General features: G+C 72.5%; 21 protein-coding genes, 2 tRNA genes and 2 pseudogenes. 8 read left to right on the forward strand and 17 right to left on the reverse strand.

What is annotated here, in order from left to right:
* Positions 1-2: 2 nt before the first annotated feature.
* Both O7622_RS26335 and O7622_RS26340 read right to left on the reverse strand, forming a co-directional pair.
* The gene (locus O7622_RS26335; protein WP_282310828.1) at positions 3-932 is read right to left on the reverse strand and encodes an LLM class F420-dependent oxidoreductase; all 930 of its coding nucleotides are present in this window, start codon (positions 930-932) and stop codon (positions 3-5) included.
* Between the two features lie 93 nt (positions 933-1,025).
* Entirely contained in the window at positions 1,026-1,409 is a 384-nt protein-coding gene (locus O7622_RS26340; RefSeq protein WP_013287882.1) for a hypothetical protein, read from the reverse strand.
* Positions 1,410-1,535: 126 nt separating this feature from the next.
* Here O7622_RS26340 and O7622_RS26345 point away from each other — a divergent pair, with 126 nt between their 5' ends.
* Entirely contained in the window at positions 1,536-2,492 is a 957-nt protein-coding gene (locus O7622_RS26345) for an ATP-binding cassette domain-containing protein (protein ID WP_282310829.1), read from the forward strand.
* The gene (locus O7622_RS26350; protein ID WP_282310830.1) at positions 2,489-3,316 is read left to right on the forward strand and encodes an ABC transporter permease; all 828 of its coding nucleotides are present in this window, start codon (positions 2,489-2,491) and stop codon (positions 3,314-3,316) included. Before O7622_RS26345 ends, O7622_RS26350 begins: the two co-directional genes overlap by 4 nt.
* 35 nt (positions 3,317-3,351) lie before the next feature.
* On the opposite strand, the gene O7622_RS26355 is transcribed toward O7622_RS26350, so the two are convergent.
* Entirely contained in the window at positions 3,352-6,492 is a 3,141-nt protein-coding gene (locus tag O7622_RS26355) for a BTAD domain-containing putative transcriptional regulator (RefSeq protein ID WP_282310831.1), read from the reverse strand.
* Positions 6,493-6,649: 157 nt separating this feature from the next.
* Positions 6,650-7,411 (reverse strand): GNAT family N-acetyltransferase, encoded by a 762-nt coding sequence (locus O7622_RS26360; protein WP_282310832.1) that lies wholly within the window; start codon positions 7,409-7,411, stop codon positions 6,650-6,652.
* Between the two features lie 160 nt (positions 7,412-7,571).
* On the opposite strand from O7622_RS26360, the gene O7622_RS26365 reads away from it, so the two are divergent.
* Positions 7,572-8,039 (forward strand): SRPBCC family protein, encoded by a 468-nt coding sequence (locus tag O7622_RS26365; protein WP_282310833.1) that lies wholly within the window; start codon positions 7,572-7,574, stop codon positions 8,037-8,039.
* Positions 8,040-8,136: 97 nt separating this feature from the next.
* Here the strand turns inward: O7622_RS26365 and O7622_RS26370 are convergent, their stop codons facing one another.
* Both O7622_RS26370 and O7622_RS26375 read right to left on the reverse strand, forming a co-directional pair.
* Entirely contained in the window at positions 8,137-8,274 is a 138-nt protein-coding gene (locus O7622_RS26370; RefSeq protein ID WP_282310834.1) for a hypothetical protein, read from the reverse strand.
* A gap of 22 nt (positions 8,275-8,296) precedes the next feature.
* Positions 8,297-8,575, reverse strand: a pseudogene (locus O7622_RS26375) (GNAT family N-acetyltransferase); the annotation flags it as partial.
* A 362-nt stretch (positions 8,576-8,937) separates the two neighbouring features.
* Between O7622_RS26375 and O7622_RS26380 the strand changes: the two are divergent.
* The 3 genes from O7622_RS26380 to O7622_RS26390 all read left to right on the forward strand — a co-directional run bounded on the left by O7622_RS26380 (position 8,938) and on the right by O7622_RS26390 (position 11,282).
* Positions 8,938-9,564: a site-specific integrase gene (locus O7622_RS26380; RefSeq protein WP_282314233.1), complete on the forward strand. Its 627-nt coding sequence runs from the start codon at positions 8,938-8,940 to the stop codon at positions 9,562-9,564.
* A gap of 291 nt (positions 9,565-9,855) precedes the next feature.
* Positions 9,856-10,521, forward strand: a complete 666-nt coding sequence (locus tag O7622_RS26385) for a hypothetical protein (protein ID WP_282310835.1) — start codon at positions 9,856-9,858, stop codon at positions 10,519-10,521.
* Positions 10,518-11,282, forward strand: a complete 765-nt coding sequence (locus O7622_RS26390; protein ID WP_282310836.1) for a hypothetical protein — start codon at positions 10,518-10,520, stop codon at positions 11,280-11,282. The genes O7622_RS26385 and O7622_RS26390 overlap by 4 nt, the downstream gene beginning before the upstream one ends.
* A gap of 78 nt (positions 11,283-11,360) precedes the next feature.
* Here O7622_RS26390 and O7622_RS26395 read toward each other — a convergent pair whose 3' ends face one another.
* The 4 genes from O7622_RS26395 to O7622_RS26410 all read right to left on the reverse strand — a co-directional run bounded on the left by O7622_RS26395 (position 11,361) and on the right by O7622_RS26410 (position 14,058).
* On the reverse strand, positions 11,361-11,765 hold the full coding sequence (locus O7622_RS26395; protein ID WP_282310837.1) for a hypothetical protein: 405 nt from the start codon (positions 11,763-11,765) through the stop codon (positions 11,361-11,363).
* A gap of 459 nt (positions 11,766-12,224) precedes the next feature.
* Positions 12,225-12,301 (reverse strand) — tRNA-Ile (locus tag O7622_RS26400).
* Between the two features lie 120 nt (positions 12,302-12,421).
* On the reverse strand, positions 12,422-13,657 hold the full coding sequence (locus tag O7622_RS26405) for an NAD(P)/FAD-dependent oxidoreductase (protein ID WP_282314234.1): 1,236 nt from the start codon (positions 13,655-13,657) through the stop codon (positions 12,422-12,424).
* Positions 13,658-13,985: 328 nt separating this feature from the next.
* Positions 13,986-14,058, reverse strand: a tRNA-Asn gene (locus tag O7622_RS26410).
* 269 nt (positions 14,059-14,327) lie between these two features.
* Between O7622_RS26410 and O7622_RS26415 the strand changes: the two genes are divergently transcribed.
* Together O7622_RS26415 and O7622_RS26420 are read left to right on the forward strand one after the other, a co-directional pair.
* Entirely contained in the window at positions 14,328-14,714 is a 387-nt protein-coding gene (locus O7622_RS26415; RefSeq protein WP_013287896.1) for a hypothetical protein, read from the forward strand.
* Between the two features lie 97 nt (positions 14,715-14,811).
* Positions 14,812-15,787, forward strand: a pseudogene (locus O7622_RS26420) (ROK family transcriptional regulator).
* Between the two features lie 123 nt (positions 15,788-15,910).
* On the opposite strand, the gene O7622_RS26425 reads toward O7622_RS26420, so the two are convergent.
* From O7622_RS26425 to O7622_RS26455, 7 genes are all read right to left on the reverse strand, one after another.
* Entirely contained in the window at positions 15,911-16,918 is a 1,008-nt protein-coding gene (locus tag O7622_RS26425; RefSeq protein WP_282310838.1) for a sugar phosphate isomerase/epimerase family protein, read from the reverse strand.
* A gap of 173 nt (positions 16,919-17,091) precedes the next feature.
* Entirely contained in the window at positions 17,092-19,200 is a 2,109-nt protein-coding gene (locus O7622_RS26430) for a ThuA domain-containing protein (RefSeq protein WP_282310839.1), read from the reverse strand.
* Positions 19,201-19,217: 17 nt separating this feature from the next.
* Positions 19,218-22,052 carry an RICIN domain-containing protein gene (locus O7622_RS26435; protein ID WP_282310840.1) on the reverse strand — a complete coding sequence of 945 codons (2,835 nt, stop codon included), beginning with the start codon at positions 22,050-22,052 and terminating at the stop codon, positions 19,218-19,220.
* A gap of 129 nt (positions 22,053-22,181) precedes the next feature.
* Entirely contained in the window at positions 22,182-22,595 is a 414-nt protein-coding gene (locus tag O7622_RS26440) for a polyprenyl synthetase family protein (protein WP_282310841.1), read from the reverse strand.
* A gap of 13 nt (positions 22,596-22,608) precedes the next feature.
* Positions 22,609-24,003 carry a nucleotide pyrophosphatase/phosphodiesterase family protein gene (locus O7622_RS26445; protein WP_282310842.1) on the reverse strand — a complete coding sequence of 465 codons (1,395 nt, stop codon included), beginning with the start codon at positions 24,001-24,003 and terminating at the stop codon, positions 22,609-22,611.
* Positions 24,000-25,187, reverse strand: coding sequence for a metabolite traffic protein EboE (gene eboE / locus O7622_RS26450; RefSeq protein ID WP_282310843.1), 1,188 nt, complete (start codon positions 25,185-25,187; stop codon positions 24,000-24,002). Before eboE ends, O7622_RS26445 begins: the two co-directional genes overlap by 4 nt.
* Positions 25,187-26,038 (reverse strand): TatD family hydrolase, encoded by an 852-nt coding sequence (locus tag O7622_RS26455; protein WP_282310844.1) that lies wholly within the window; start codon positions 26,036-26,038, stop codon positions 25,187-25,189. Before O7622_RS26455 ends, eboE begins: the two co-directional genes overlap by 1 nt.
* Between the last annotated feature and the right edge of the window lies 1 nt (position 26,039).

Raw genomic sequence — 26,039 nt, forward strand, 5'->3', positions numbered from 1 at the left:
GGTCAGACCTGGGGCATCACCTCGGCGGCTACCAGCTCCAGGTGGTCCAGGTCGCTCAGGTCCAGCACCTGGAGGTAGATGCGCGAGCTGCCCGCCTCGGCGTACCGGCCGAGCGTCTCGACCACCTCGGCGGGCGTGCCGGCGGCACCGTTCGCGCGCAGCTCGTCGGGCTCACGGCCGATCGCCTCGGCGCGGCGCTTCACCTCGGCCTCGTTGCGGCCGCAGCAGAGCACGAGCGCGTTGGACCAGGTCATCGTGGACGGGTCGCGGTCGATCTCGGCGCACGCGTCGCGCACCCGCCGGAACTGCGCCACGGTGTCCTCGACCGAGGCGAACGGCAGGTTGAACTCGTCGGCGTACCGGGCGGCCAGGCGGGGCGTGCGCTTCGGTCCCATGCCGCCGAGCAGGATCGGCGGGCGGGGGCGCTGCACCGGCTTGGGCAGCGCGGGCGAGTCGCTGACCGGGTAGTACCTGCCGGGGAAGTCGAACGTGGCGCCCTCCGGGGTGGACCAGAGCCCGGTGATGACGGCGAGCTGCTCCTCCAGCCGGTCGAACCGCTCCCCCAGGGCCGGGAACGGGATGCCGTACGCGGAGTGCTCCTCGGCGTACCAGCCGGTGCCGATGCCCAGCTCGACCCGGCCGCCGCTCATCTGGTCGACCTGCGCCACGGTGATCGCCAGCGGGCCCGGCAGCCGGAACGTGGCGGCGCTCATCAGCGTGCCGAGCCGGATCCGGGTGGTGTCGCGGGCCAGCCCGGCGAGCGTGGTCCACGCGTCGGTCGGGCCGGGGTCGCCGCTCACCGAGCCCATCTTCAGGTAGTGGTCGGAGCGGAAGAACGCGGCGAAGCCGGTCTCCTCCGCGCGGCGGGCCACGGCGAGGAGCTGGTCGTACGTGGCCCCCTGCTGGGGCTCGGTGAAGATCCGCAGTTCCATCCCCCGAGCATATGGAGCCCGCCGGGCCGGGGCACCGCGACCTTCGGCACCCGCCGGAGAAGGTGTGGGCCCCGCGCCGGCTGACGACGGCAGTCACGCGGTCCGGCGGCGCAGCCACCCGGCGGCGCCGCCGACCAGGGTCGTCCCGATGGTCGTGCCGATAGCCACCAGCGCCGCCCCGACCGCCCACAGGCCGGTGTCGTCGGTCGAGGCGGCGTGCACCGCCCACGGCACGGTGAACGCCACTGTCATCACTGTTGCCACCAGCCAGATGTTCAGCCACCAGCCGCCGACCGCGGCCAGCGCGCCCAGGGTCAGCACCGCTGCGGCGACCTGCCAGACCGCGTACGGCCCGCTCATGTCGCCGGTCTGCGGGTCCACGGTCCAGCCGGACTCCCAGCTCAGCCAGGCCACCCAGGCACCGGCCGTGGCCAGCGCCAGGAGCAGACCGCCGAGCAGCGTACGTCTCGTCGTCACGCCTCCGATCCTCCCCCGGTCGGCGGGGCGGGCGAATGAGCACGCGTACTCGATTCCGCCCCGCGCACACGGCGGTGTGCGCCGCGTGTGCGCCCGGTGCCAGCGGGCCCGGTCATCGTCGGCGTCATGAGTTACGCATTCGAGGCGGAGGGCCTGGTCAAGCGGTTCGGTACGACGACCGCGCTGGCCGGGATCGACCTCGCCGCACGCCGGGGGACCGTGCTGGGGGTGCTGGGGCCCAACGGCGCCGGCAAGACCACAGCGGTGCGGATCCTCGCCACACTGTTGCGCCCGGACGAGGGGCGCGCCACTGTCGGCGGCCACGACGTGGTCACCGACGCCGCCCGGGTACGCCGGCTGATCGGGCTGACCGGCCAGTACGCCTCGGTCGACGAGGACCTGACCGGTACGCAGAACCTGGTGCTGATCGGCCGGCTGCTCGACCTGAACCGCCGCGAGGCGCGGGCGCGGGCGGCGGAACTGCTCGCCTGGTTCGGCCTGACCGACGCGGCCGGGCGCCCGGCCAAGACGTACTCCGGTGGCATGCGCCGCCGCCTGGACCTGGCCGCGAGCCTGGTCGGCCGGCCGGAGGTGATCTACCTGGACGAGCCGACGACCGGCCTGGACCCGGCCAAGCGGGAGGAGATGTGGGGCGTGGTCCGCTCGCTCGTCGACGACGGGTCGACGGTGCTGCTGACCACGCAGTACCTGGACGAGGCCGACGCGCTCGCCGACGAGATCTCGGTGATCGACCACGGCCGGGTCATCGCGCACGGTACGCCCGGCGAGCTGAAGCGGATCGCCGGCAGTCAGACGATCGTGGTCCGGCCGACCGATCCGGGCCGGATCGGCGCTGTCGCCGAGATCCTGCGCGCCAGCACCGGGGCGGATCCCGAGCTGCCCCGGCCGGGTCTGCTCACCGTGCCGGTGGACAGCGACGCCACGTTCACCACAGTGGTCCGCCGGCTCGACGACGCCGGCATCGGGGTGGTCGAGCTGGCGCTACGGCTGCCCAGCCTCGACGAGGTGTTCTTCACGCTGACCGGCCACGGCGCCGAGGAGCCCACGGAGGTGGCGGCATGACCACGACCACTCGTACGGCGGCGGCGACGCCGCCCCGGACCGGCACCGCCCACGCCGCCGGCCGTCCGTTCGGGCTGGCCCGGCACAGTCTCGCGCTGGCCGGCCGCAGCCTGGTCAAGACGGTCCGGACTCCGGAGCAACTGCTGGACGTCACGCTCCAGCCGATCGTCTTCGTGCTGATCTTCGTCTACCTGCTCGGCGGCGCGATCTCCGGCTCGCAGCACGACTATCTCCAGTTCCTGCTCCCCGCGATCATGGTGCAGACCGTGTTGTTCGCGTCCATCGCGACAGGCGTCAGCCTGAACACCGACGTCGAGAAGGGCGTCTTCGACAGGTTCCGCAGCCTGCCGATCGCGCGGTCCGCGCCGCTCGTCGGCTCGGTGGTCGGCGACCTGGTCCGGTTCGTCGTCTCCATCGTGGTCCTGCTGGGGTTCGGCTACGCCCTCGGCTTCCGGATCGGCACCGATCCGCTGTCCGCGCTCGCCGCGTGCCTGCTGACCATCGCGTTCGCGTTCGCGGTGAGCTGGATCGGCGTGCTGCTCGGGGTGCTGATGCGCAGCCCGGGCGCGGTGCAGGGCACGGCGTTCCTACTGCTGTTCCCGCTGACCTTCGGCACCAACATGATGGTGCCGACGGACACGCTGCCCGGCTGGTTGCAGTGGTGGGTCGGGGTCAACCCGGTCGCCGACGTGATGGAGGCGGCCCGGGGCCTGATGGTCGGCGGCCCGGTGGCCGGGCCGGTGACCCGGTCGCTGCTCTGGACCGTGGCGATCATCGCGGTCTTCGCGCCGCTCGCCGTCCGCGCCTACCGCCGCCGGGCCTGACCGGCCGCGCCGACCCTGACCGGGCGGCACGACGATCACCGAGCCGGGTCGCCGCCCACGAACGCGAGGGCGTCGGCCCGGCTCAGGCCGTGACCCCGGGCGTACGCGGCGGCGTATCCGTCCTCGCCCAGCTCGGCGCGCAGCCGCTCGGCGAGCCGCTGTGCGTCCGGGTTGGAGCGGTCCGGCCGGCCGCGCAGCGAGTCGGAGACGCCGAGCAGTTCGGCGGCCCGCTCGTACCGGCCCTCCGCGGCGGCCAGCGCCACCCAGCCGACCGCGATGATCGCGACCACCGGCATGTCCCGGGCGGCGAGGGTCCGCGTGGTCGCCTCGTCGAGGCACCGGCGCGCGCCCGGCAGATCACCGCGGGCCAGCGCCAGGTGGCCCATCTCGGCCAGCAGCAGGCCGCGGAACTGCGGGGCGACAAGCGGCGTCTCGGCCTGGCGGCGCATCGCCTCGGCGAGGCACTCGTCGGCTTCGTCCAGCGAGCCGTCGCAGCGGGCGATGCTGCCGAGCATCATCAGCCCGAACGCGCCGTCCCGGCCGTCCCGGTCGGTCACGAACCGGCGCAGTTCGGCCTTGGCGCCGGCCACGTCGCCGGAGCGGGCGCGGATGGCCGCGAGCCAGATGAGCTGGAAGCCCGGCTCGGAGGCGGGGTTGAGTTCCCGGGCCAGCCGCACCGACTCCTCCAGCGCCGCGGTCGCCGCGTCGAAGTCGCCGCGCTTGGTGAGCGCGTCCGCGTACTCGCTGAGCACGTGCGACAGGCTCATGCGCTCGCCGACGGCGCGCAGCTCCGCGGCGGCGCCGGTGAGGTCGCGCAGCATGCCCTCGGCGTCGCCGTCGTTCTCCTTGAACTTGCCGCGTATCGCCAGCAGCGTGCCGTCGGTCCACGGGTCGGGGTGCCCCCGCGCCCGGTCGATCGCGGCGATCCCGGCCGCCGTGTCGCCACCGAAGATCGACAGCATCGGTGCCAGCAGCCCCACGATCGGGTGCTTGGTCCCCTCCGCCGCCCGCAGGGCCGTGGTCAGCTCGGCGATCTGCTCCGGCGTCGGCCCGTGCTCGCCGCGTACCAGCTCCGCGCCGATGCGGACGGCGAGCACCACTGCCCGCTCCTCCGCCGGAGCGGGGCCCGGCAGCGCCAGCGCGCGGGCCAGCACGTCGCCGCCGATGCCGCCGTCGTCGCCCCAGATCACCAGCGGCAACACGAGCCCCGCACCGATCCGCAGCGCGGTGTCGGCGTCACCGGCGTCGCACGCGTAGTGCAGCGCGCCGACGATGTTCTCCCGTTCCGCCTCCAGCAGCCGCAGCCACGGCAGTTGACCGGCCGTCCGCAGGTGCGGCTCCGCGGTCCGGACCAGCTCCCGGAAGTACGCCGCGTGCGCGGCGCGCGCCCCGGCCGTCGCCCCGGCGGCGGCGAGCCGTTCCAGCCCGTACTCCCGGATGGTCTCCAGCATCCGGAACCGCCCGTCGCCGACCACCTGGAGCAGCGACTTGTCCACGAGCGCGTCGAGCAGCGCGGCGGCGGCCGGGCCGGCGACGCCGGCCGCCGAGTCGGCGGTGACCGACGCCGGGAAGACCGCGAGCCGTTCGGCGAGCCGGCGCTCGTCGTCGGTGAGCAGCCCCCAGCTCCAGTCCACCACCGCCCGCAGCGTGCGGTGCCGGGGCAGCGCGGTGCGGCTGCCGCCGGTCAGCAGCCGGAACCGGTCGTCCAGACCGGCCGCGACCTGCTGCGGCGACAGCGTCCGCAGGCGCGCCGCGGCCAGTTCGATGGCCAGCGGCAGGCCGTCGAGCCGCCGGCAGATCTCCACCACGGCCGCCACGTTGTCGCCGGTCACCGCGAACCCGGCCCGCACGGCGGCGGCCCGGTCGCGCAGCAACTGCACCGACGGGTACGCGAGCGCGTCGCCCGGCGTCGCGTCCGCGGGTGGCAGGCGCAACGGCGGTACGGGGTCCAGCGCCTCGCCGACGATGCCCAGCGGCTCCCGCGAGGTGGCCAGCACGCGCAGTCCCGGACAGCGGCCGAGCAGCTCCTCGGCGAGCCGGGCGGCGGCCTCGACGACGTGTTCGCAGTTGTCCAGCACGATCAGCGTCTCGTCGGTGGCGATCGTCTCCAGCAGGCGGCCGAGCGTGTCGCGGGCCGGTGGGCGTACCGGTTCCAGCGTCCGGTCCCGGCGGCCCAGCGTGTCGAGCACGGCCCGTGGCACGTCCGCCGGGTCGGTGATCGGCGCCAGCTCGACCAGCCAGGCCCCGCCGGGTACGCCGTCGGCGAGCCGGGCAGCCGCCACGCTCGCCAGCCGCGTCTTGCCGGCTCCGCCCGGCCCGAGCAGGGTGACCAGCCGGTTGCCGGCGAGCAGTTCGGTGAGCCGCCGCAGGTCCCCGTCGCGCCCGACGAACGTGGTGAGCGCCGACCGCAGGTTGCCCCGCGTCCCGGCCGTCGGCGGCGGCGGGGCCGCCTCGCCGCGCAGCAGCTCCAGGTGCGCGGCCCGCAACTGCGGCGACGGATCCACGCCCAGCTCGTCGGCGAGCCGCTGCCGGATCCGCTCGTACGCCGCCAGCGCCTCGGCGGGCCGCCCGGCGGCGGCGAGCGTGCGCAGGTGCAGTTCGGCCAGCCGCTCCCGCAGCGGATGCGCGGCCGTCAGCTCGTCCAACTCGGCGACCAGCAGCTCCGGCCGCCCGGTCCGCAGCTCCGCCTCGATCCGGTCCTCCTGCGCGGTGAGCCGCAGTTCCGCCAGCCGCGCCACGGCCGCCGCCGCGTACGGCGCGTCGGCGACCTCGGCCAGCGCCGCCCCTCGCCACAGCCCGAGCGCGTCGCGCAACGTCGTCCGCGCCGTCGCCGCGTCCCCGTCGCGCAACGCCGCCCGCCCCTGCCGGGTCAGCCGCTCGAACCGCCCGGCGTCCACGTCGTCCGGGTCGAGGTCGAGCCGGTAGCCCGCCGGACTGCTGCGTACCGCGAGCCCGGGCACCGCCCGGCGCAGCCGGGACACGAGCGTCTGCACGGCGTTGGCGGTGTCGGTCGGCGGCTCGTCACCCCAGAGCGCCTCGGCCAGGGCGGGCACGCTCACCGGCCGGCCCGGGTCCAGGGCGAGGCGGATCAGCAGCGCCCGCAGCCGCGCCCCGGCGACGTCGACCGGCCGATCGCCGTCGCGGACCTCAAGCGGCCCGAGGATCCCCACCCGCACCGTGCCACTCTCTCATCCCCCGCCGACCCGATGGTGGCAAGATCGCGGGGGTGACGAGTGTGCCCCGCCCGCTGCCGCGGCTCGTACCGGCGGGGAAGGGACCGCAGCGGAACGGCGCGGCGACCGCGACCGGTGCCGCGCCGCCGGTCGGGGCGGCCTACGCCTCGGGGATCCGGACCGTGAGCACCCGGGTGAGGACGCGGAAGCCGGCGGCGTCGTACATCCTGCGGGCCGGGTTGCCGTCGACCACCGACAGGCCGACCGACGGCAGCCCGACCTCACGCGCGCCGCGCAACGCGTGCACGAGCAGCGCCCGGCCGAACCCGCGACGCTGCGCGCGGGGCGCCACACCCAGGTTGAGGATCCAGACGCAGTCGTCGTCGGTCCACGGCACCGGCCCGGCGCACAGCATGTGCCCGGCGCTGCGGCCGTCCGGGTCGATCAGCCGGGCCGAGGCGGGCACCAGGGGCGGCACCGGCTCGCCGGTGCCGAACATCGCCCGTACCTCGTCGGTGTCGCTCGGCTGCCAGCGGCCATCCGGGTGATCCGGGCCGTAGGCCGCGTCCAGCCCTGCGGCGAGGTCGTCGTCCCAGCCGGGGGCGCCGAGCGACCAGCCGTCCGGCAGCGCCACCGGTTCGGGTACGTCGGTCAGATCGTGCCGCATGTCGGTGGCGGCCCGGTCCAGGCGCAGCCCGTCGGCCACCAGTGCCGCCGCCAGCGCCTCGTCCGGCGTCTCCAGCCGGTACCCGGCCAGGTCGCACCGCACCTGCGCGACGAGCCGGGTGAGCGGTGCCTCGGGCAGCGGCCGGACGTCGGCCGCGACCCGCGTGCCGTCGTCGTCCCGCAGCCGCATCCGGGCCAGCGGGGTGTCGTCGTCGCCGAGCAGCAGCGAGTCGTCGGGGTGCTGTCGTACCGGCATTCGCGGCAGCGTACCGGGCGCGGCCCGTTCCCGCTCCCCGCCGATCTCGGAGTTGTGGCGCCTGAACCGCCCTCCTCGGCCGCGCCCGTCACCTGCCACAACTCCGAGATCGACGAGCACATCCGCGGGCGGGGAGGGCGCGGGGGCCTAGGGTTGGGGGGTGAGCAGGATCGATCGGGCCGGGCGGACGATCGCCGCGCCACCGACAACTGTGTACGACGCGCTCGTCGACCGGGCCGCCCTGGAGGCGTGGTTGCCGCCGGACGGGATGCGCGGGCGGATCGAGCACTGGGATCCCCGGCCGGGCGGCGGGTTCCGGATGGTGCTCACCTACCTCGACCCGGCCGGCAGCCCCGGCAAGACGTCGGACGCGACGGACGTGGTCGACGTCGGGTTCGCCGAACTCGTACCGGCGCTCCGGGTGGTGCAGACCGCGGTGTTCCAGGCCGACGACCCGGCGTACGCGGGCACCATGACCATGACCTGGCACCTCGCGGCGGCAGGCGACGGCACCGCTGTGACTGTGACCGCCACCGGCGTGCCGCCGGGCATCGACCAGGCGGTGCACGAGGAGGGCATCGCGTCCTCGCTGGCGCACCTGGCCGCGTACCTCGAACCGGGCGGCTGACCAGGACGGACGCGACCATGAGCTGGCCGGCGCTGAGCCGGTCGCAGGCGATCGGCGCGGACCTGGGCCGGTGCTGGGACGTCTTCGACGACCCGCGTCAGTCGTCCCCGCGGACGCGGGCGTGCAGGTGCATGTCGTGCCGTCCGTCGTCGTGCACGGCCGCGCTGCGCTTGGTGCCCTCCAGCCGGAACCACCCGGTACGCGCACCCGGCCACTCCGTCGTCGAGGTCCACACCGCCCAGCACCATGCGGCCCACCACCCCGCCGTCGCGGGTCACCGCCCAGCTCGCGCCCGTCGCCTGCCGCCACGCCCGGCGGAAGTGCGCGAACCACTCCAGGACCTGCTCCTGCGACGCGGGCCGCCGGATGTGCCAGCGGCGGATCTCCGGATCCCGGTACGCGGACAGCACAGCCGGTGCGTCCTCGTCCGCCCAGGGGCGCAGGACCAGGCCGTCGGCCGCGAACAGCTTGGGCTGCGGACCGGTGGTGAGCGTGCCCGCCGGAACGGCGGGCGGCGTCGACAACGGAAAGCGCATGCCCGACTCTCCCCTGCGGACCGCCCCGCGTGTCAATCCGGTTCAGACCGGCACGCGCGCCCGCGACTACGTGAACCGGCATCCCTCGCCGTGGGAGTGACGCCGTCTCCGCCGGGATCCCGGTAGGCCGTCCGGGCCAAGTACCGCGCGCAGTTGGAGAACCACGCCATCCCCATGTTCGGCTCCCGGCGCATCGCCAGCATCACCGCCGCTGACGTCGGGCGGTTCGTGGAGTCGCTGTACACGACGGCGACTGGCCAGCCTCACGCAGCCGGCGGGATCGAGCGGTACATCATCCGCAACCCGGCGCGGAAGGTCGCCAACCCGGAGCCGGCCACGCTCGGCCAGGAGGAGTTTGAGGCATCGCGCTCACCCCGGCGCAGGTCCAGGCCATCGCTACCGAGTGCGGCGCCCATCGCGACGCCGGAGACTTGGTGGTCTGGTTCGTGGCGTTGACCGACGTCCGAGCCGGAGAGCTGGCGCGGGTAGACCTGGCGGACCTCAACACACTCCACCGCTTCCTGACCGTCCGCGGCACGAAGAGTCGCCGCAGTCGGGACCGGCGGGTGGACTACGGCGCGGCGCTGGCCGACCGGCTCAAGCCGTACTTGGAGGAGCACCCGCGAGGCGACATCCCCACCGCTCCCCTGTTCTACGGGCGGGACAACAACGCCCGGCCGGATCCAGACCGGCGGTTTGACCCTGGGACGTTCTACAAGCGGGTGTTCAAGCCGGCCGCCATAAAGCTGGGGTTGCCGCGGGTGCGGTTCCACGACCTCCGGCACACGGCCGGTAGCTGGTGGATCGAGGCGGGGGTGTCGCTGGAGACCGTGAGCGCGCGGCTCGGCCACGCCGACATCAACTTCACCCGCCGGACCTACATCCACCAGCTACACACCCGGGCCGAGGAGGATGCGCAGCGTGCGGACGCCTGGCTCAGCGGGCAACTCGCCGCCCCGGCCAACGTCCGCCAGCTCCGCCCCGCCTGAGCCGGGTAGATGTGGGCGAATCAGAGCCCGGCATATAGCACCCGCTCACGCCGCCTGCATCGAGCGACACGGGGCGCAGCTGCGCATGCGCGTTCATAATTTTCCAGATAGCGCAAGTGATCGCGGCCACACTTCTTCGACTAATTGTCTGTTTTGGACTAATTCACAGAGTGAGATTCTTGGCAAAGTCCGAATTGGTCGGTTTCCGCACGGCTGTCTGTCGGCGTACCTTGTCTCTCACGTCACTAGGGGGGTCTGGTGACGGAATGTCGCCTAGATCGAGGGGGTTCGGTGCCCGAGGAGGACTTGGACCGGCTGCTGGCAGTCACCGCGAAGATTGCCGAGGCCGTGCAGGCGTTCCCGCCAGAGGTACGACAAGCCGCGTATGACGACATGATGGCCGCGTACAAGGGGGCACCGTCGCGGCCGGCAGCGGTCCCCAAGCCATCGCCTGCACCAGATGTGGAGCTTGAGAGCAGCGAGCCCGACTCGGTCGATGACGACGTGGAGCCAACGTCGAACGGCCGGGCGCGAAAGACCATCACCGCGAGCAGCGCCACGAAAGCGTCCCCGCGCAAGGCGAAAGCCAAGGCCAAGCCAGTGACGCCGGTACGAGACTTCAACTTCTGGCCGCCGAACAAGCAGGCGTTTCCGGACTTCGTCCAAGAGAAGAAGCCGACCAACTTCGACGAGAAGAACCTGGTGGCCGTGTACTGGCTCGAACAGATCGCCGAGGCGGAGGCTATCGGGACTGGGCATGTTCTTGCCGCTTACAAGGCCGTGAGGTGGCGCGAGGCTAGCAACCCTGAGAACTCGCTTCAGTCCACCGCCAGCCGGACGCGATGGCTCGACACAGGAGACATGAAGGCGATCAGGACGACCCACGGCGGCCGGGTTGCTGTCGAGCACGACATGCCCATCGTGAAGGAGCCGGCCGCGAAGAAGAGCAAGCGGTGAAGCTGGACGCCACGACTGCTCTCGCTCACCTACCCGTCACCCTTCGAGATGAGCTCCTCGCCGAGTTTCAGAAGATCGTCACCAACTATCGGGAGCGGAGGTGGGAGGCCGCCGAGCTGGACGGCGGACGCTTCTCCGAGGTCGCCTACACGGTCGTTGCGGGCTACCTCAACGGTGGCAACTATCCGCCGACCGCCAGCAAGCCCGCCAAGTTCGATCAAGCCTGCAAGGCGCTGGAGTCGACAAGCGGCTACCCGAAGTCTGCGCGGGTGACCGTGCCGCGTGTTCTTGTTGCCCTGTACGACATCCGCAACAACCGAGGTGTCGGGCACGTTGGCGGCGACGTGAGCGCAAACCACATGGATTCCGAGTTTGTGCTGCACGCTGCGCAGTGGGTGATGGCCGAGTTCGTGCGGATCTTTCACGGCACTGATCTCCAGACCGCGACGCGCATCGTCGATGCGCTCGTGGAGCGGACCGTGCCGTTGATCTGGGAGGTCGGCGACGTGAAGCGGGTGCTGGATCCAACCATGAAGCTCGCCGACGCGACGCTGCTACTGCTGCACTCGTCCACGTCGCCGCTGAACGACAAGACCCTGGCGAAACACCTCGAACAAGGCCGGCTCCCCAACTACAGGCGGGTACTCAGGCAGCTACACCAAACCCGGCTAGTGGAGTACAACGAGACCACGGGCGACGTGACCCTGTCACCGTTGGGCAGCAAGACGGCCGAGGAGCGAATCCTGCCGCGCAAGGTCTAGCGACGGTTAGCCCGAGAGCGTACGGAGCGCTCCCGGCACAGGAGGCTCCACGCTAGGGCACCCTCGCCGCGACGACGATCAGGGGAGCCGGGCGAGGCACTTGTGGCAGATGCTCGGCTCCTCCGGATCCGGCTCGTGCCCGCCGGTCTCCCGGCACTTCTCGGCCATCTCCGTCTGCTGGCGGTCCGCCTTTACCGCCACGTCCAACATCGTGCGGTCCAGGACCTCATAGCCGCCCTTTACGCGACGCCACATTCCGGCCATGCACAGCTCCGTCGCGGTGACGGAGGTCTCGGCAGATATGGCGTTGAGGTAGTCGCCGGAGATGAATCCGGGGTGACCGTCGCGGACGCTGTTGACAACCCCAAAGCCGTGGAGCTGAAAGGCAGCCCGCGACAACACCGGCTCCTCGCCGCTTTCGTTGTACAGGCCTCCAAGCTGGATGAAGGTCGTGTGGTCGTCATCCTCAGCGTCACGAGACATGCCGACCAGTATGGACCTAACCCACCCGGCGGGCGAGGTCGAGCAACCGCATCAGAACGTGGCAGAGTACGCGCGCCTGCCCGAGGTCGAGGTGGTACGTGTCCCGCTCGGTGCCGGTTGTGAAGTCGAGCCCCATGCCGAGGAGCGGGCCGGACGCCCACAAGAACGCGTGAACCTCCACCGCCCGGTCTCCCGGTCGAGAAGTGCGCCAGAGCCGCGAGCGGTGGACGCCGTTCTCATCGGTCTCGCACCAGGCCGGATGCCCGTTCGCCATCGTCGGTCCCTCCCGAAGTTGATCAACTCCTGAAAAGGATCCTCGCGGACGAATTGCATATTTCGGAAGAGATCATGATCAACTTTTCCGGACGGTTCGGGAAGCACGAGACCGGAACTTCAGCGGAAAGGATCTTCGGACGATAGACGGAAGGCTATGGCGATCTACGTCTGCCCTGGTAAAAGTGGTGGGGCGGGCGGGGTTCGAACCCGCGACCGAGGGATTATGAGTCCCCTGCTCTAACCGGCTGAGCTACCGCCCCCTGACCGCGCCGGATCGTAACCCGCCGATCGCTGCGTGGACCACCACCTACCGGGCGGAAACACGGCCGCGACAGCACGATGGGCAACGCGAGGATAACAACGCGCTACCCGCCGACCGCTCACCCGCGCCGCAACTGCGCGAGGACCGCGCCGACCGTACGCCATCCGCTGGCGAGCGCCCCCTGGATGGACGGGCTGTCCCGGTGGTCGCCGGCCACGTACAGGCCGTCGCCGAGCGCGACCGGCTTGCGCAGCCGGCCCTGTGGTGGCGGTGCCGCCGGGAGCGCGTCCGGCACGGCGACCGTGGTGAGGTGGGTCCAGTCGGCGGTGGAGCGGCCGTAGAGGCGGTCCAGTTCGCGCCGGATCACCGGTTCCGGCGGGGCCTGCGGGCCGACCACCGAGGTGGCGACCAGGTGCCGGCCGTCCGGCGCGTACGTGGGCGCGGCCCGGCTCACCACCACCGTGTTGGCGATCATTTCGCGCCGGTCGCCGTCGAGCAGCAGGATCGGCTCGTCCAGCGGCGCCGTGCCGGTGCTGTGGTAGTAGGTGGTGTAGGCATGCATGCGTACCCTCGGCAGCCCTGGCAGCAGCGTGGCCGCCGCGGGCGGATCCACAGCGACCACGACGGCGCGGCAGGTGATCTCGCCGGCCGGGGTGCGGACCCGGCCGGGCGCGACCTCGGTGACCGGGGTGTTCAGCTCGATCAGCTCGGCGGGCAGCGGCGCGGCGAGCGCCCGGGGCAGCGCCCGCATGCCGTCCGCGGGCAGACCGATCCGGCCGCGGGCGAAGGAGCGCATGACGACCGCGAGGACGTGGCTGGAGGTGGCCAGCTCGCGGTCGAGCAGCACGCCGGACAGGAACGGCCGGAGCAGTTCCTCGATGATCGCGTCGGAGAGCCCGGCCCGGCGCAACGCCTTCTCGGCGCTGGTCTCGGGCGTGTCGAGCAGCCGCCCGACCGGCACAGTGGCACAGCCGGCGGCGAGCGTGGCGAACCGCAACCGGTCGGTCAGCGATCCGATGCCCGCGGTGAGCGTGCCTGGTGCGCCGGTGGGTTCGCGCAGCGGGTTGACCAGGCGTTCCAGCCGGTCGCCGCGGCGCACCAGCACGCCGGAGGTGAACCAGCCCATCGTGAGAGTGCCGACGTCGACCAGGCCGGTGAGCCGCGGGTAGGCGGTGTTGAGCACCTGGAACCCCCGGTCCAGCAGGAACCCGTCGACGCGGTCGGTGGCGACCCGCCCGCCGAGCCGGTCGCCCGCCTCCAGCAGCCGCCACGGCACGCCGGCACGGTGCAGCCGCCGGGCCGCGGCGAGACCGGCCAGGCCGCCGCCGACGATCACCACGTCCGTGTCAGGCACGGTCCACCCCGCCCCGGCCCGGTCGCCCTCGCGGTGCGACCGCGACAACCGGCCCGGCCACCAGACCTTCGGCCCGATGTCGTACGCGAGCGCGGGCACCAGCAGCCAGCGCGATCAGCGTCGCGGTCCAGCGGCTGCGTCCTGCGGCCATCTCCACCGTCCTCGAATCGACGCATCAATCGACGCAGCGGAAGTCTAAGTCGACGCCGACCATCCTGCCGGGCGAACGAGGACTCGGGGGCGGAAACCGGGCAGCCGGGCATTCGCAGCGGCCACCGGAACGACGAACGCCCGTCGGTGATGCCGACGGGCGTGACGTGGAGCGAAGCTCCCCCGATTGGACTCGAACCAATAACCTGCCGGTTAACAGCCGGCTGCTCTGCCAATTGAGCTACAGGGGACCGAGAACCGCTCGGTTCGGATCTCTCCGCTCCGTGCGACGGGGACAAGAGTACAGGACATCGGGGGGTGGTGCGCCAGGGGGTTACCGGAGGAGGACCTGACCGGCTGACGCGCCAGGATTACGGACAAATCGTCATCTCGGCACAGGGAGGCATGAGCGGAGAGCAGGATGGGTAGTTAGCCGTCGACAGAGAAAGCAGGCGCGAGACGGTCGTTCCGCCGAGCTGGCGGGAAACCGGCGAGAGCGTCAGGTACGGAAGGAGCCGCCATGCGCGGAAAGATCATGTTTCTTGGCGGGCTGGCTGCGGGATTCGTCCTGGGCGCCCGTGCCGGCCGGGAGAAGTACGAGGAGCTGGTGGTCCGCGGGCGCAAGGTGCTCGACCACCCGACCGTCCAGGAGGCGGCCGGGGTCGCGCAGGCCCAGGCGACCCGGCTCTACTCGGAGGGCAAGGACAAGCTGGGGCAGACCAAGCTCGGTGAGAAGCTCGCCACCAACGGCGGCAAGCCGGGCATGACCGACGCCGACAAGCCGTTCGCCGGCACGCCGGCCGCGGTCGGCAGCCGCAGCGCCAACGGGACGGGCTCGACGAGCGCGTCCGGCTCGACCACCACCGGCACCAGCACCAAGCCGTCCAGCACCGGCAACACGCTCTGACACCAGCGGGCAGCGGGCCGGTCACCTCCGGGTGACCGGCCCGCTCCCGTGTGCGCGGGCACGGATGTGGCACATTCTCCGTGGGGGAGGTGACCACATGCCGATGGTCGGACCGGAGACGGCGGATCAGGCGCGGCTGCTGCGCCTGCTGCGCGACGACGGCCCACGCTCCCGGGTCGAGCTGGCCGACCTCCTCGGCCTGCCCCGGGCCCGGTTCGCCGCCGAGGTGGACCGGCTGACCACGCTCGGCCTGGTGGAGAGCGCCGGGCCGGCCGCGTCGCGGGGCGGCCGCCGGTCGTCGCTGCTGCGGGTCGGCACGCAGGTCCGGTTCGGCGCGGTGCTCGTCGGCGACGGCCTCCTGCGGGTGGCGCTCACCGACGGCGAACTGAACCCGCTCGCCCGGCACGACGAGCCGGTGGACGTCCGGCTCGGCCCGGACGTGGTGGTCGGGCGCATCGGCGAACTGCTCGGCAAGCTGCGCGTCGAGGCGGGACCGTCCTCGCTCACCGGCGTCGGCGTGGCGCTGCCCGCGCCGGTCGAGGTCCGCGACGGCTCGCCGGTCTCGGCGCCGGCCCTGCCCGGCTGGCACCGCTTCCCGGTACGCGACACGCTCGCCGCCGAGCTGGGCTGCCCGGTGCAGGTGGACAACGACGCCAACGCGATGGCCCTCGGCGAACGGCACGCGGGCACCGGCCGCCCGTTCGACGACTTCCTCTACGTCAAGCTGGGCGAGTCGATCGGCTGCGGGCTGGTGCTCGCCGGCGCGCTCTACCGGGGCGCGGCCAGCGGGGCCGGCGACATCGGCCACTTCCAGCTCACCGAGGACGGGCCGCTCTGCGGCTGCGGCAACAACGGGTGCGTCGAGGCGTACTGCGGGGATGTCGCACTGGTGCGCGAGGCGGTGAGCGCCGTGCGGGCCGGTGCTGCTCGCGGAGATCCGGGGCGTGGTCTACCGGCGCTCCACGCCGCTGGCCACCGGCAGCATGCCGATCGTCCTGTCCGACCTCGGCGACACCGCCGCCCTGATAGGCGCCGCCCACCTGGTAAGCGACCAGTCCTACGCCGCCCGCTAACCCACCCCGCCCCACCCCGGCGATCTTGCGGTTGCGGCCCGCGATATGCCGGTTACACCCGTTTTGGGAGGACAGAAACTGCAAGATCGCGGGGTGAGGGGCGGGGACGGGGTGGGGTGGGGGTCAGGTGCGGGTGCTGAAGGCGGCGTCGAAGGCGGCGCTCGGGGCGTCGAAGGCCAGGCGGCGGACGAACTGGAGTGCCTCCGGCGCGCCGACCAGGCGGTCCATGCCGGCGTCCTCCCACTCGATCGAGATCGGGCCGTCGTAGCCGATCGCGTTCAGCGCCCGGAAGCAGTCCTCCCACGGCACGTCGCCGTGGCCGGTGGAGACGAAGTCCCAGCCGCGCCGCAGGTCGGCCCAGGGCAGGTGGGAGGAGAGCCGGCCGCGCCGCCCGTCGCCGGTACGGACCTTCGCGTCCTTGCAGTCCACGTGGTAGATCCGGTCGGCGAAGTCGAAGATGAAGTTCACCGGGTCCAGCTCCTGCCAGACGAAGTGCGACGGATCCCAGTTGAGCCCGAACGCCTCCCGGTGCCCGATCGCCTCCAGCGTGCGCTTCGTGGTCCAGTAGTCGTAGGCGATCTCGCTGGGGTGCACCTCGTGCGCGAACCGCACCCCCACCTCGTCGAACACGTCGAGGATCGGGTTCCACCTGTCGGCGAAGTCCTGGTAGCCGCGCTCGATCATGGCCGGCGGCACCGGCGGGAACATCGCCACCGTGTGCCAGATCGACGAGCCGGTGAAGCCGACGACTGTGCGTACGCCGAGCTTCGCGGCCGCCCGCGCGGTGTCCTTGATCTCCTCGGCGGCCCGCTGCCGCACGCCCTCCGGCTCGCCGTCACCCCAGATCCGGGACGGCAGGATGTCCTGGTGCCGCTCGTCGATCGGGTGGTCGCAGACGGCCTGGCCGACCAGGTGGTTGGAGACGGCGAACACCTGGAGGTTGTGCTTGGCGAGGGTGGCCCGCTTGCGTTCCACGTACGAGTCGTCGGCGAGCGCCTTGTCCACCTCGAAGTGGTCGCCCCAGCAGGCGATCTCCAGCCCGTCGTAGCCCCACTCGGCGGCGAGCCGGCAGACCTCGTCGAACGGCAGATCGGCCCACTGGCCGGTGAAGAGCGTGATGGGTCGCGCCATTGTCCTTCTCCCCTGTGGTGATGGGGGATTCCGTCGCGGACCGGGGCGAGGACGACCGGAGGCGGCGGCGCGTGGGAACCGGTGGACGCCGGAGCGTCTGCTCCCGGACGGGTTGCGCCTCCCGCCGGGTCACCGGCCACCTCGCGGTCGCCGCCTCCACTCTATGGCCTCCGTCAGGGCAGGGTCCAGCGCTGGTTCGCCGCGCCCGTGCAGGTCCACAGGTGCACCGCCGTGCCGTCGGCCGAGTTGTTGCCGGACACGTCCAGGCACTTGCCCGACTGCGGGTTACGCACCGTCCCGTCGGCCTGCGCGGACCAGTTCTGCGCCCCGGTGCCGTTGCACGTGTAGAGCTGGATCTTCGTACCGTCCGCGCTGCCGCCGCCGGACACGTCCAGGCACTTGCCGAGCGCCTTCACCGGCCCGTTCGGCGTCACCGTCCACGACTGCGCCGCCGAGCCGTTGCAGGTGTAGAGCTGGATCTGGGTGCCGTCGGCCGACGACCCGCTCCGCACGTCCAGGCACTTGCCGGCCAGGCCCTTGACCGGGCCGGCGCCGCCGGTCCCGGTCGAGCGGACCAGCGTGAAGTCGTCGACGTCGAACAGCCCGGAGCCGCTGCCGGTGAACGTCAGGTGGACCGTCTGCGTACCGGACGGCACACCTGTGAGCGCGGTGCTCACGTCGGCGAACGTGGTCCAGCTACCGGTGTTCGGCACCGCCACCTGGCCGAGCAGCGGGCCGGTCGGCGAGCCGGTCCGCACCTGGAGCGTGCCGCCCGGGCCGCCGGAGACCACCCGGGCGCGCAGCGACGTCACACCGGTGAGGTCCAGCCCCGGGTACGCGGCCCAGTCGCCCGGGTCCACGTACCCCAGGGTCTGGCCGCCGTTGGCGCCGGCCTTGGGGTACGCGCTGACGCCGCTCGCCGAACCGAACGCCTCGGCCTGGACGGTGGTGTTGCCGGTCGGCGGCGGCGTGCCGCCGAGTTCCTTGATCCGGATGTTGCGGAACGACACGTCGTCGCCGGTGCCGTGGTTCTGGATGCCGACGTGCCCGGCGAGCGACCGGACCGGGTCGGTGTTGGTGAAGTCGTTGATGCGTACGCCGTTGAGGAAGACCTGGAGCCGCTCGGACTCGACCAGGATCTCGTAGGTGTTCCACTCCCCCGCCGGGTTGAGCGCCGCGTCCCGGGCCGCCAGGTCGGCGGACTTGAAGCCGTAGATCGCGCCGGTGGTCCGGTCGGCCGCGTCGGTGGGGTCGATCTGGATCTCGTAGCCGTTGTTCACAGCCGAGTTCGGGTCGCTCGACGGCGGGAAGCCGACGAACACGCCCGAGTTGTCGTCACCGGCCAGCCGCCAGTCCAGCTTCAGCGAGTAGTTGGTGAACTGCTTCGCGCTGTACCAGTAGAGACCCATGCCGCCGACCGAGGTGAGCGTGGCGTCGGTGTTGGTGAAGCTGCCCGGCCCGGCCTGCGACCAGCCGGTGGTGCTGCCGTTGTACAGCGCGGTGTAGCCGGTCTCCGGCCGGCAGTCGGCCTTCGCGCGCCCGGCGGCGTAGCGGATGCCGCCGAGCAGGTGCGCCCGGAACGCCGCGTCGGCGTAGGACGCCTGGGTGTGGCCGCCGCCGGTGTAGAAGGACCGGCCGCCGCTGTACGTCTTGCACCAGGCGTGCGGGTGGTCGCCGCCCATCGAGCCTCCGGAGTACGTGGACTCGTCCAGGCTGGCCAGCACGTGGGCGGTGGAGCGGGCGTTGGTGCGGTAGTCGTACCACTCGTCGGTGCGGTTCCACCGCTGGGGCAGGTGCGCGGTGGCCGCGTGGGCCCGGTCCTCCACCTTGACGGTGGCCGGCTGGATGGCCGGGTGGGAGGCGAACCAGGCGCCGACGAGGTTGCCGTAGAACGGCCAGTCGTACTCGGTGTCGGCGGCGGAGTGCACGCCGACGTACCCGCCGCCGGCGCCGATGTACGCCTCGAACGCCGACTGCTGGCTGGCGTTGAGGACGTCCCCTGTGGTGTTGAGGAAGATCACCGCCTCGAAGCGGGCCAGGTTGACGGTGGTGAACTGGGCGGCGTCCTCGGTCGCGGTGACGGTGAAGTTGTTGGCCGCGCCCAGCTCCCGTACCGCCTGCGTGCCGACCGCGATGGAGTCGTGGCGGAAGCCGGCGGTCTTGGAGAAGACGAGCACGTCGTAGGGGGCGTCGGCGGCGGCTGCCGGGCCCGCGGGGACGGTGCAGGCGATGGTGGCGAGGACGGCGGTCACCGCCCCCAGCGCGGTACGCACGAGTTTCATCTGGTTCTCCTTCATCCTCACGGCAGGGTCCAGCGCTGGTTCGCCGCGCCGGTGCAGGTCCACAGGTGCACCGCCGTGCCGTCGGCCGAGTTGTTGCCGGACACGTCCAGGCACTTGCCCGACTGCGGGTTACGCACCGTGCCGTCGGCCTGCGCGGACCAGTTCTGCGCCCCGGTGCCGTTGCACGTGTAGAGCTGGATCTTCGTGCCGTCCGCGCTGGCCCCGCCGGACACGTCCAGGCACTTGCCGAGCGCCTTCACCGGCCCGTTCGGCGTCACCGTCCACGACTGCGCCGTCGTGCCGTTGCAGGTGTAGAGCTGGATCTGGGTGCCGTCGGCGGTGGCGGCGTTGCGTACGTCGAGGCACTTCCCGGCCAGGCCCTTCACCGGGCCGGTGCGGACCGCCGACGTGGTGAGCGTGAACGCGTCCAGGTCGTAGAGCGCCCCGGTGCCACCGGCGAACGTCAGGTAGAGCGTGGTGGTGCCGGCCGGCGGATTGGCGATCGTGCCGGTGACCGTGGTGAACGTGTCCCAGGCGCCGGTGACCGGGACGGTGGCCGAGCCGAGCACGGTGCCGGTGGCCGAGCCGGCCCGCACCTGGAGCGTGCCGCCGGCCCCGGCGGACGAGACCCGGGCGGTGAACCCGGTGGCGTCGGCGAGCAGGTACGGCTGGAACGCGATCCAGTCCCCGTTGTGGATGTCGCCGACGGTCTTGCCGCCCTCGGCGGTGGCCTTGTCGAACGTGTTGATCCCGGACGAGGTCTTGAAGTGCTCGGCCTGCCGGTGCCGGGGCTGGAGCGTGTGCTGGGTGTGCGTGGTGAGGCCGCCGGAGTCGGTGTACTCGGCGTCGAAGACGGCGAAGATGTTCGCCGCGTCGTCGTGCTCACCGTCGACGGGTACGGCGATCGAGCCGGTGCAGCCGGTCGCCGAGGTGATCTGGTGGCCGTGCTGGTCGTGGCCGAGCACGTAGGTCATCTTGACCTTCGTGCAGTCGATCGTGGCGTCCTCCGGGTCGGTGACGGTGATCCGGAACGGCACGGTGTCGCCGAAGGAGAACAGCTTGCCGTTGCCGGGCATCTCGATCACCACGGTCGGCGCGGTGTTGCCCACTGTGATCGTCACGCTCGCGGTGCCGGTGGCGCCCTGCGGGTCGCGCACGGTGAGCGTGGCGGTGTACCTGCCGTTGACGGTGTAGGTGTGCGAGGGGTTCGCGGCGGTCGAGGTGCCGCCGTCGCCGAACGTCCAGGCGTACGTCAGCGCGCCGCCCTCCGGGTCGGACGAGCCGGCCGAGGAGAACGCCACGGTCAGCGGCGCGGCGCCGGAGGTCCGGTCGGCGGCGGCGCGGGCCACCGGGGCGCGGTTGGCGCCGCCCAGGTAGTCGAAGCGGTACAGCGCCGAGTTGGCGTCGCCGTTGAAGTAGCCGGTGCCGTAGTCGAGCACGTAGTACGCGCCGTCCGGGCCGAACGCCGAGTCCATCACCTGCTTGCCGGTCCACGGGAAGCTGTCGATGGTGCCGGGTGAGCCGTCCGCGTTGACGTGGATCGGCTTGATCCAGCCCCGGCCGAACTCGGTGGCGAAGAACTGCCCGTCGAACGACTGCGGGAACTTCGTGGTGGACGGGTTCGCCGCGTCGTAGCGGTAGACCGGGCCGCCCATCGGCGACTCGGAGCCGCCGCCGAACTCGGGCGGGCTGCCCGCGTCACCGGCGTAGCGGATCCAGGACGGCTTCGCCGCCGGCAGCGTGGCCAGGCCGGTGTTGCGGAACGAGTTGTTCGTCGGGCCGCCGGTGCAGTTGAACTTCGGGCCGGCGGTGCCGGTGGCGAAGTCCCACTCGGCGTACGTCTCGGCGGCCGTGTTGGTGCCGGTGCAGTACGGCCAGCCGTAGTTGCCGGGCCCGGTGACCCGGTTGAACTCGACCTGCCCGGACGGGCCGCGTGCCGTGGTGGTGCCGGCGTCCGGCCCGTAGTCGCCCACGTAGACGATGCCGGTGGCCTTGTCGACGCTGATCCGGAACGGGTTGCGGAAGCCCATCGCGTAGATCTCCGGGCGGGTCCGCGCGGTGCCGGGCGCGAAGAGGTTGCCGGCCGGGATCGAGTACGTGCCGTTGGCGTTCACCTTGATCCGCAGGATCTTGCCCCGCAGGTCGTTGGTGTTGCCGGCGCTGCGCTGCGCGTCGTATCCGGGGTTGCGGTTGGTGCGCTCGTCGATCGGCGCGTAGCCGGCGGAGTCGAACGGGTTGGTGTCGTCGCCGGTGGACAGGTAGAGGTTGCCCGCGGCGTCGAAGTCGATGTCGCCGCCGACGTGGCAGCACAGCCCCCGGTCGGCCGGTACGTCGAGCACGTCGACCTTGCTGGCCTGGTTGAGCGTGAAGTCGGCGTTGAGCGTGAACCGGGAGAGCCGGTTGACGCCCTGCCAGGCGGAGAAGTCGGTGCCGGTGGCGGGTGCGTCGCCGGCCGGGGTGGACAGCGGCGGCGCGTAGTAGAGGTAGATGTGCCGGTTGGAGGCGAAGCCGGGGTCGACGCCGACGCCCTGGAGCCCCTCCTCGTCGTGGGTGTAGACCGGCAGCGTGCCGATGACCGTGGTGGCGCCGGCCGCGTCGGTGCGGCGCAGCGTGCCGTTGCGGGCGGTGTGCAGGACCGACCGGTCGGGCAGTACCGCGAGCGACATCGGTTCGCCGGTCTCGGCGACACCGCGGGCGAGTTCGACCTGCTGGAAGTCGCTCGCCGAGATCGGGTGGGCGGACGCCGGGACGGACGCCGCGGCCAGTGTGACGGTGCCGGCGGTGGCCGCGAGCAGCAGCGCTGCGGCAGCGGCGAACGGTCGTCGGGCACGGGGGTGGTGGTGGCTGGACATGCTGTGCTGTCCCTTCCTGACGCGCGCAGCCAGGACCGGGCGCGCGTCGCGCCGGATGCCGAGCAGGGGGATGCTGCGCCGGCCTGCCGGGGAGGTCGGCGGGCCGCGACCTCCGGTCGGGACCGGAGGTCACCTCGCCGAGGCGGGCGGTGCGGGCGATCTGGTGCGGGGCGGTCGCCTCGGCGAAACAGCGTTGTGCTGTGCACGACAGTAAGACCTTTCGATCAGCCTGTCCATAGCTTCTGATCGATCGGCTTTGACTTTCGACGCTCTACGACAAAAGTAGGTGTCACTCATGGCGGTCGACCGCCCGCTCGGCGAGCGCCGCCAGTACCCGTCGCGCCGGCTCCGCCAGCGGCAACGCGTCCAGCGCGACCAGTGCCGCGTCGGCGCGCCCCGGCGGCGCTCGCTGCGGTCCACGATGTCGTCGTGGATCAGCGCGAACGCGTGGAACAGCTCCAGCGACGCCGCGGCGACCACGATCGTTGCGGCGTCCGGGCCGCCGAACCCCCGCCAGCCCCAGTAGCAGAACAGCGGGCGCATCCGACGGTTACGGTCATGGTGCCCCCCTGGCCAGTCCGGCGAGTTCGAGCAGCAACGCCTTCACGTCGGTGGCCTCCACCCGGGGCCGGATCGCGGCCCGGTCGGAGCAGAGCAGCACCGGGCCGTCCGCCGGGTCGGCGGGCAGGCGCCCGTGTGAACCACGCACCGCACGCGCGCCCGCGTCCAGCCCCACCACTGTCATCAGGTAACGCAGCCCGAGCTTCTTACGGGCCAGCGCCACCGCCGCCCGGCGCTTCGCCGCACCCGGCGCGGCCGGGTCGAAGAACAGCTCGGCCGGGTCGTAGCCGGGCTTGCGGTGGATCTCCACCAGCCGGGCGAAGTCGGGTGCCCGCGCGTCGTCGAGCCAGTAGTAGTACGTGAACCAGGCGTCCGGCTCGGCCACCAGCACCAGCTCACCCGAGCGGGGGTGAGCCAGCCCGTACCCGGCCTGCCCGGCGGCGTCGAGCACCTCGGCCACGCCGGCAAGCGACGCGCAGAGCTTCGCCACCGCCGGCACGTCCGCCGGGTCCTTGACATAGACGTGCGCCACCTGGTGGTCGGCCACCGCGAACGCCCGCGACGTCCACGGGTCGAGGTACTCCATCCCGGCCTGGGTGTAGACCCGCAACAGCCCCTCGGCGCGCAGCATCCGGTTCACGTCCACCGGGCGGGACACGTCGGTGATGCCGTACTCGGACAGCGCCACCACTGTGGCGTCCCGCTCCCGCGCGGCGTCGAGCAGCGGACCGAGCACGGTGTCCAGCTCGGCCGCCGCGGCGGCGGCCTGCGGGCCGGACGGGCCGAAGCGTTGCAGGTCGTAGTCCAGGTGCGGCAGGTAGACCAGCGTCAGGTCGGGGGCGTGGTCGGCGAGGATGCGCTGCGCCGCCCGGCTGATCCACGCCGAGGACGGCAGCCCGGCGCCCGGCCCCCAGTAGCTGAACAGCGGGAACGTGCCGAGCGCGTCGGTGAGGGTGTCCCGCAGCTCGGGCGGGTCGGTCCAGCAGTCCGGCTCCTTGCGCCCGTCGGCGCGGTAGACCGGGCGCGGCGTGACCGTCCAGTCCACGTCCGCGCCCATCGCGTACCACCAGCAGACGTTCGCCACCCGGTAGCCCGGCTCGACGCGACGGGCCGCCTGCCACACCTTCTCGCCGCCGACGAGCCCGTTGTGCTGCCGCCAGAGCAGCACCTCGCCCAGGTCACGGAAGTACCAGCCGTTGCCCACCACACCGTGCCCGGCGGGCAGCTCACCGGTGAGGAACGTGGACTGCGCCGAGCAGGTCACCGCCGGCAGCACGGTGCCCAGCTCGGCGGCGAACCCGGCGTCGGCCACCGCGCGCAGCCGCGGCATGTGCGCCAGCAGCCGCGGCGTCAGCCCGACCACGTCGAGCACCACGAGCCGCCGGCTCATGAGGGCGCCCCCACCGTCGTGTCCAGGCCGAGGGCGGTCAGCTCGTCGCGGGCGAACGCCAGCTCGGCGGCGATGCCGGCGGCCAGCTCCGCGTCGCCGCGCGGCCGCCGCGCCTCCGGCAGCACCCCCCAGGTGTACGTCTCGACGTCCAGGTGGTCGCAGCCGGCGACCGGACCGGCGAACAACGCGGCGAGCGCCTCACGCAGCACCGGCACCGTGGAGCGCAACGGCGGCTCGGGCGGGGCGTGCAACGGCACGTGGTAGTGCACCCGCCACGCCCCGGGCAGCCGCGCGTCGAGTGCGGCGTCCAGGTCGTCGGCCGCGTACGCCGGATCGGCCGGATCGGCGGCGCCTGCGCAACCGGCAGCCCGCGTCTGGTGCAGGAAACGCGGTTCGACGAAGCGGTGCAGCGCAGCGCTCGCGCCGACCGGGTCGGGCGCCTCGACCGCTGCGGACACCTGGACCTTCACCAGCGGCAGCCCGGCGGCGCGCAGCCCGGCCAGGGAATCCGCCGGCTGCTCCCAGGCACACGCCAGGTGCGCGAGATCCAGGCAGATCCCGAGCCGGTCGGTATCCATGTCCGAGAACACCTCGCGTGCTTGTCCCGTCGACTCCACCAGACAGCCCGGTTCCGGTTCGAAGCCGACCCGGATCACCCGGCCGGTCTCCCGCTGCACGGCGGCCAGGCCCGCTGCCAGCGTGTCCAGCCGGCGCCGCGCGACGGCGGCCCGCCCGGCGTCCCACGGGGTGCGCCAGGCGATCGGCAGCGTCGAGATCGAACCTCGGACGGCGTCGTCGGGCAGCAGGTCGGCGAGCACCCGGGCCAGGTCCAGCGTGTACGCCGACCGTTGCGGCGTGGTCCAGTCCGGGTGGTACACGGCGCCCTTGACGACCGGGGCCTGGAACGCGGCGTACGGGAAGCCGTTGAGCGTGACCACCTCCAGCCCGCGTACCGCCAGTTCGTGACGCAGCCGGCGGCGGGCCGCCGGGTCGGCGGCGAGCGCGGCGGCCACCGGCGCGGCCAGCCAGAGGCCGAGCCCCAGCCGGTCGGCGTCGAGTGCCCGGCGGACCGCCACCGCGTACGTGTCGAGCTGGGCGACGATGCCCGGCAGGTCCTCGGCCGGGTGCACGTTCGTGCAGTAGCCGAGATGGACGGTCGTGCCGTCGGTGTGGCGCAGCCGCATCACTGCCCCCCGCGCGCTATCGAGTTGCCGGCGAAGGTGGGGTCACTCGCCTCCAGGTCGGTCAGGTCGAGCCGGCCGGACTGGCCGTAGAACTCCACCGGGTTGCGCCACAGCACCCGGTCCACGTCGTCGGCGTCGAACCCGGCCAGCAGCATCGCCTCCCCGGTGGCCCGGGTCAGCAGCGGATCCGACCGGCCCCAGTCGGCCGCCGAGTTCACCAGCATCCGCTCGGTGCCGTACCGCCTCAGCAGCTCCACCATCCGCGGCGGCGACATCTTCGTCTCCGGGTAGATCGAGAAGCCCAGCCAGCAGCCGGTGTCGCGGACCAGCTCCACTGTCACCTCGTTGAGGTGGTCGACGAGCACCCGTCCGGGCGCGATGCCGGACTCGGCGACCACCGCGAGCGTGCGCTCGACGCCGCGTGCCTTGTCCCGGTGCGGCGTGTGCACCAGCGCGGGCACGTCGTGCGCGACGGCCAGGGCGAGCTGACCGGCCAGCGCGGCGTCCTCGGCCGGCGTCATCGCGTCGTACCCGATCTCGCCGACCGCCACCACGCCGTCCTTGTCCAGGTAGCGGGGCAGCAGGTCGAGCACCGGGCGGCAGCGCGGGTCGTTCGCCTCCTTCGGGTTCAGCGCCACTGTGGCGTGGTGCCGGATGCCGAACTGGCCGGCCCGGAACGGCTCCCACCCGATCAGCGAGTCAAAGTAGTCCACGAAGCTGTCCACGCTGGTACGCGGCTGGCCCAGCCAGAACGCCGGCTCGACCACCGCGCGGACCCCGGCGGCGGCCATCCGCTCGTAGTCGTCGGTGGTGCGGGACGTCATGTGGATGTGCGGGTCGAAGATGCGCATG

It is taken from the genome of Micromonospora sp. WMMD1076, from assembly GCF_029581475.1.
Classification (GTDB): domain Bacteria; phylum Actinomycetota; class Actinomycetes; order Mycobacteriales; family Micromonosporaceae; genus Micromonospora; species Micromonospora aurantiaca.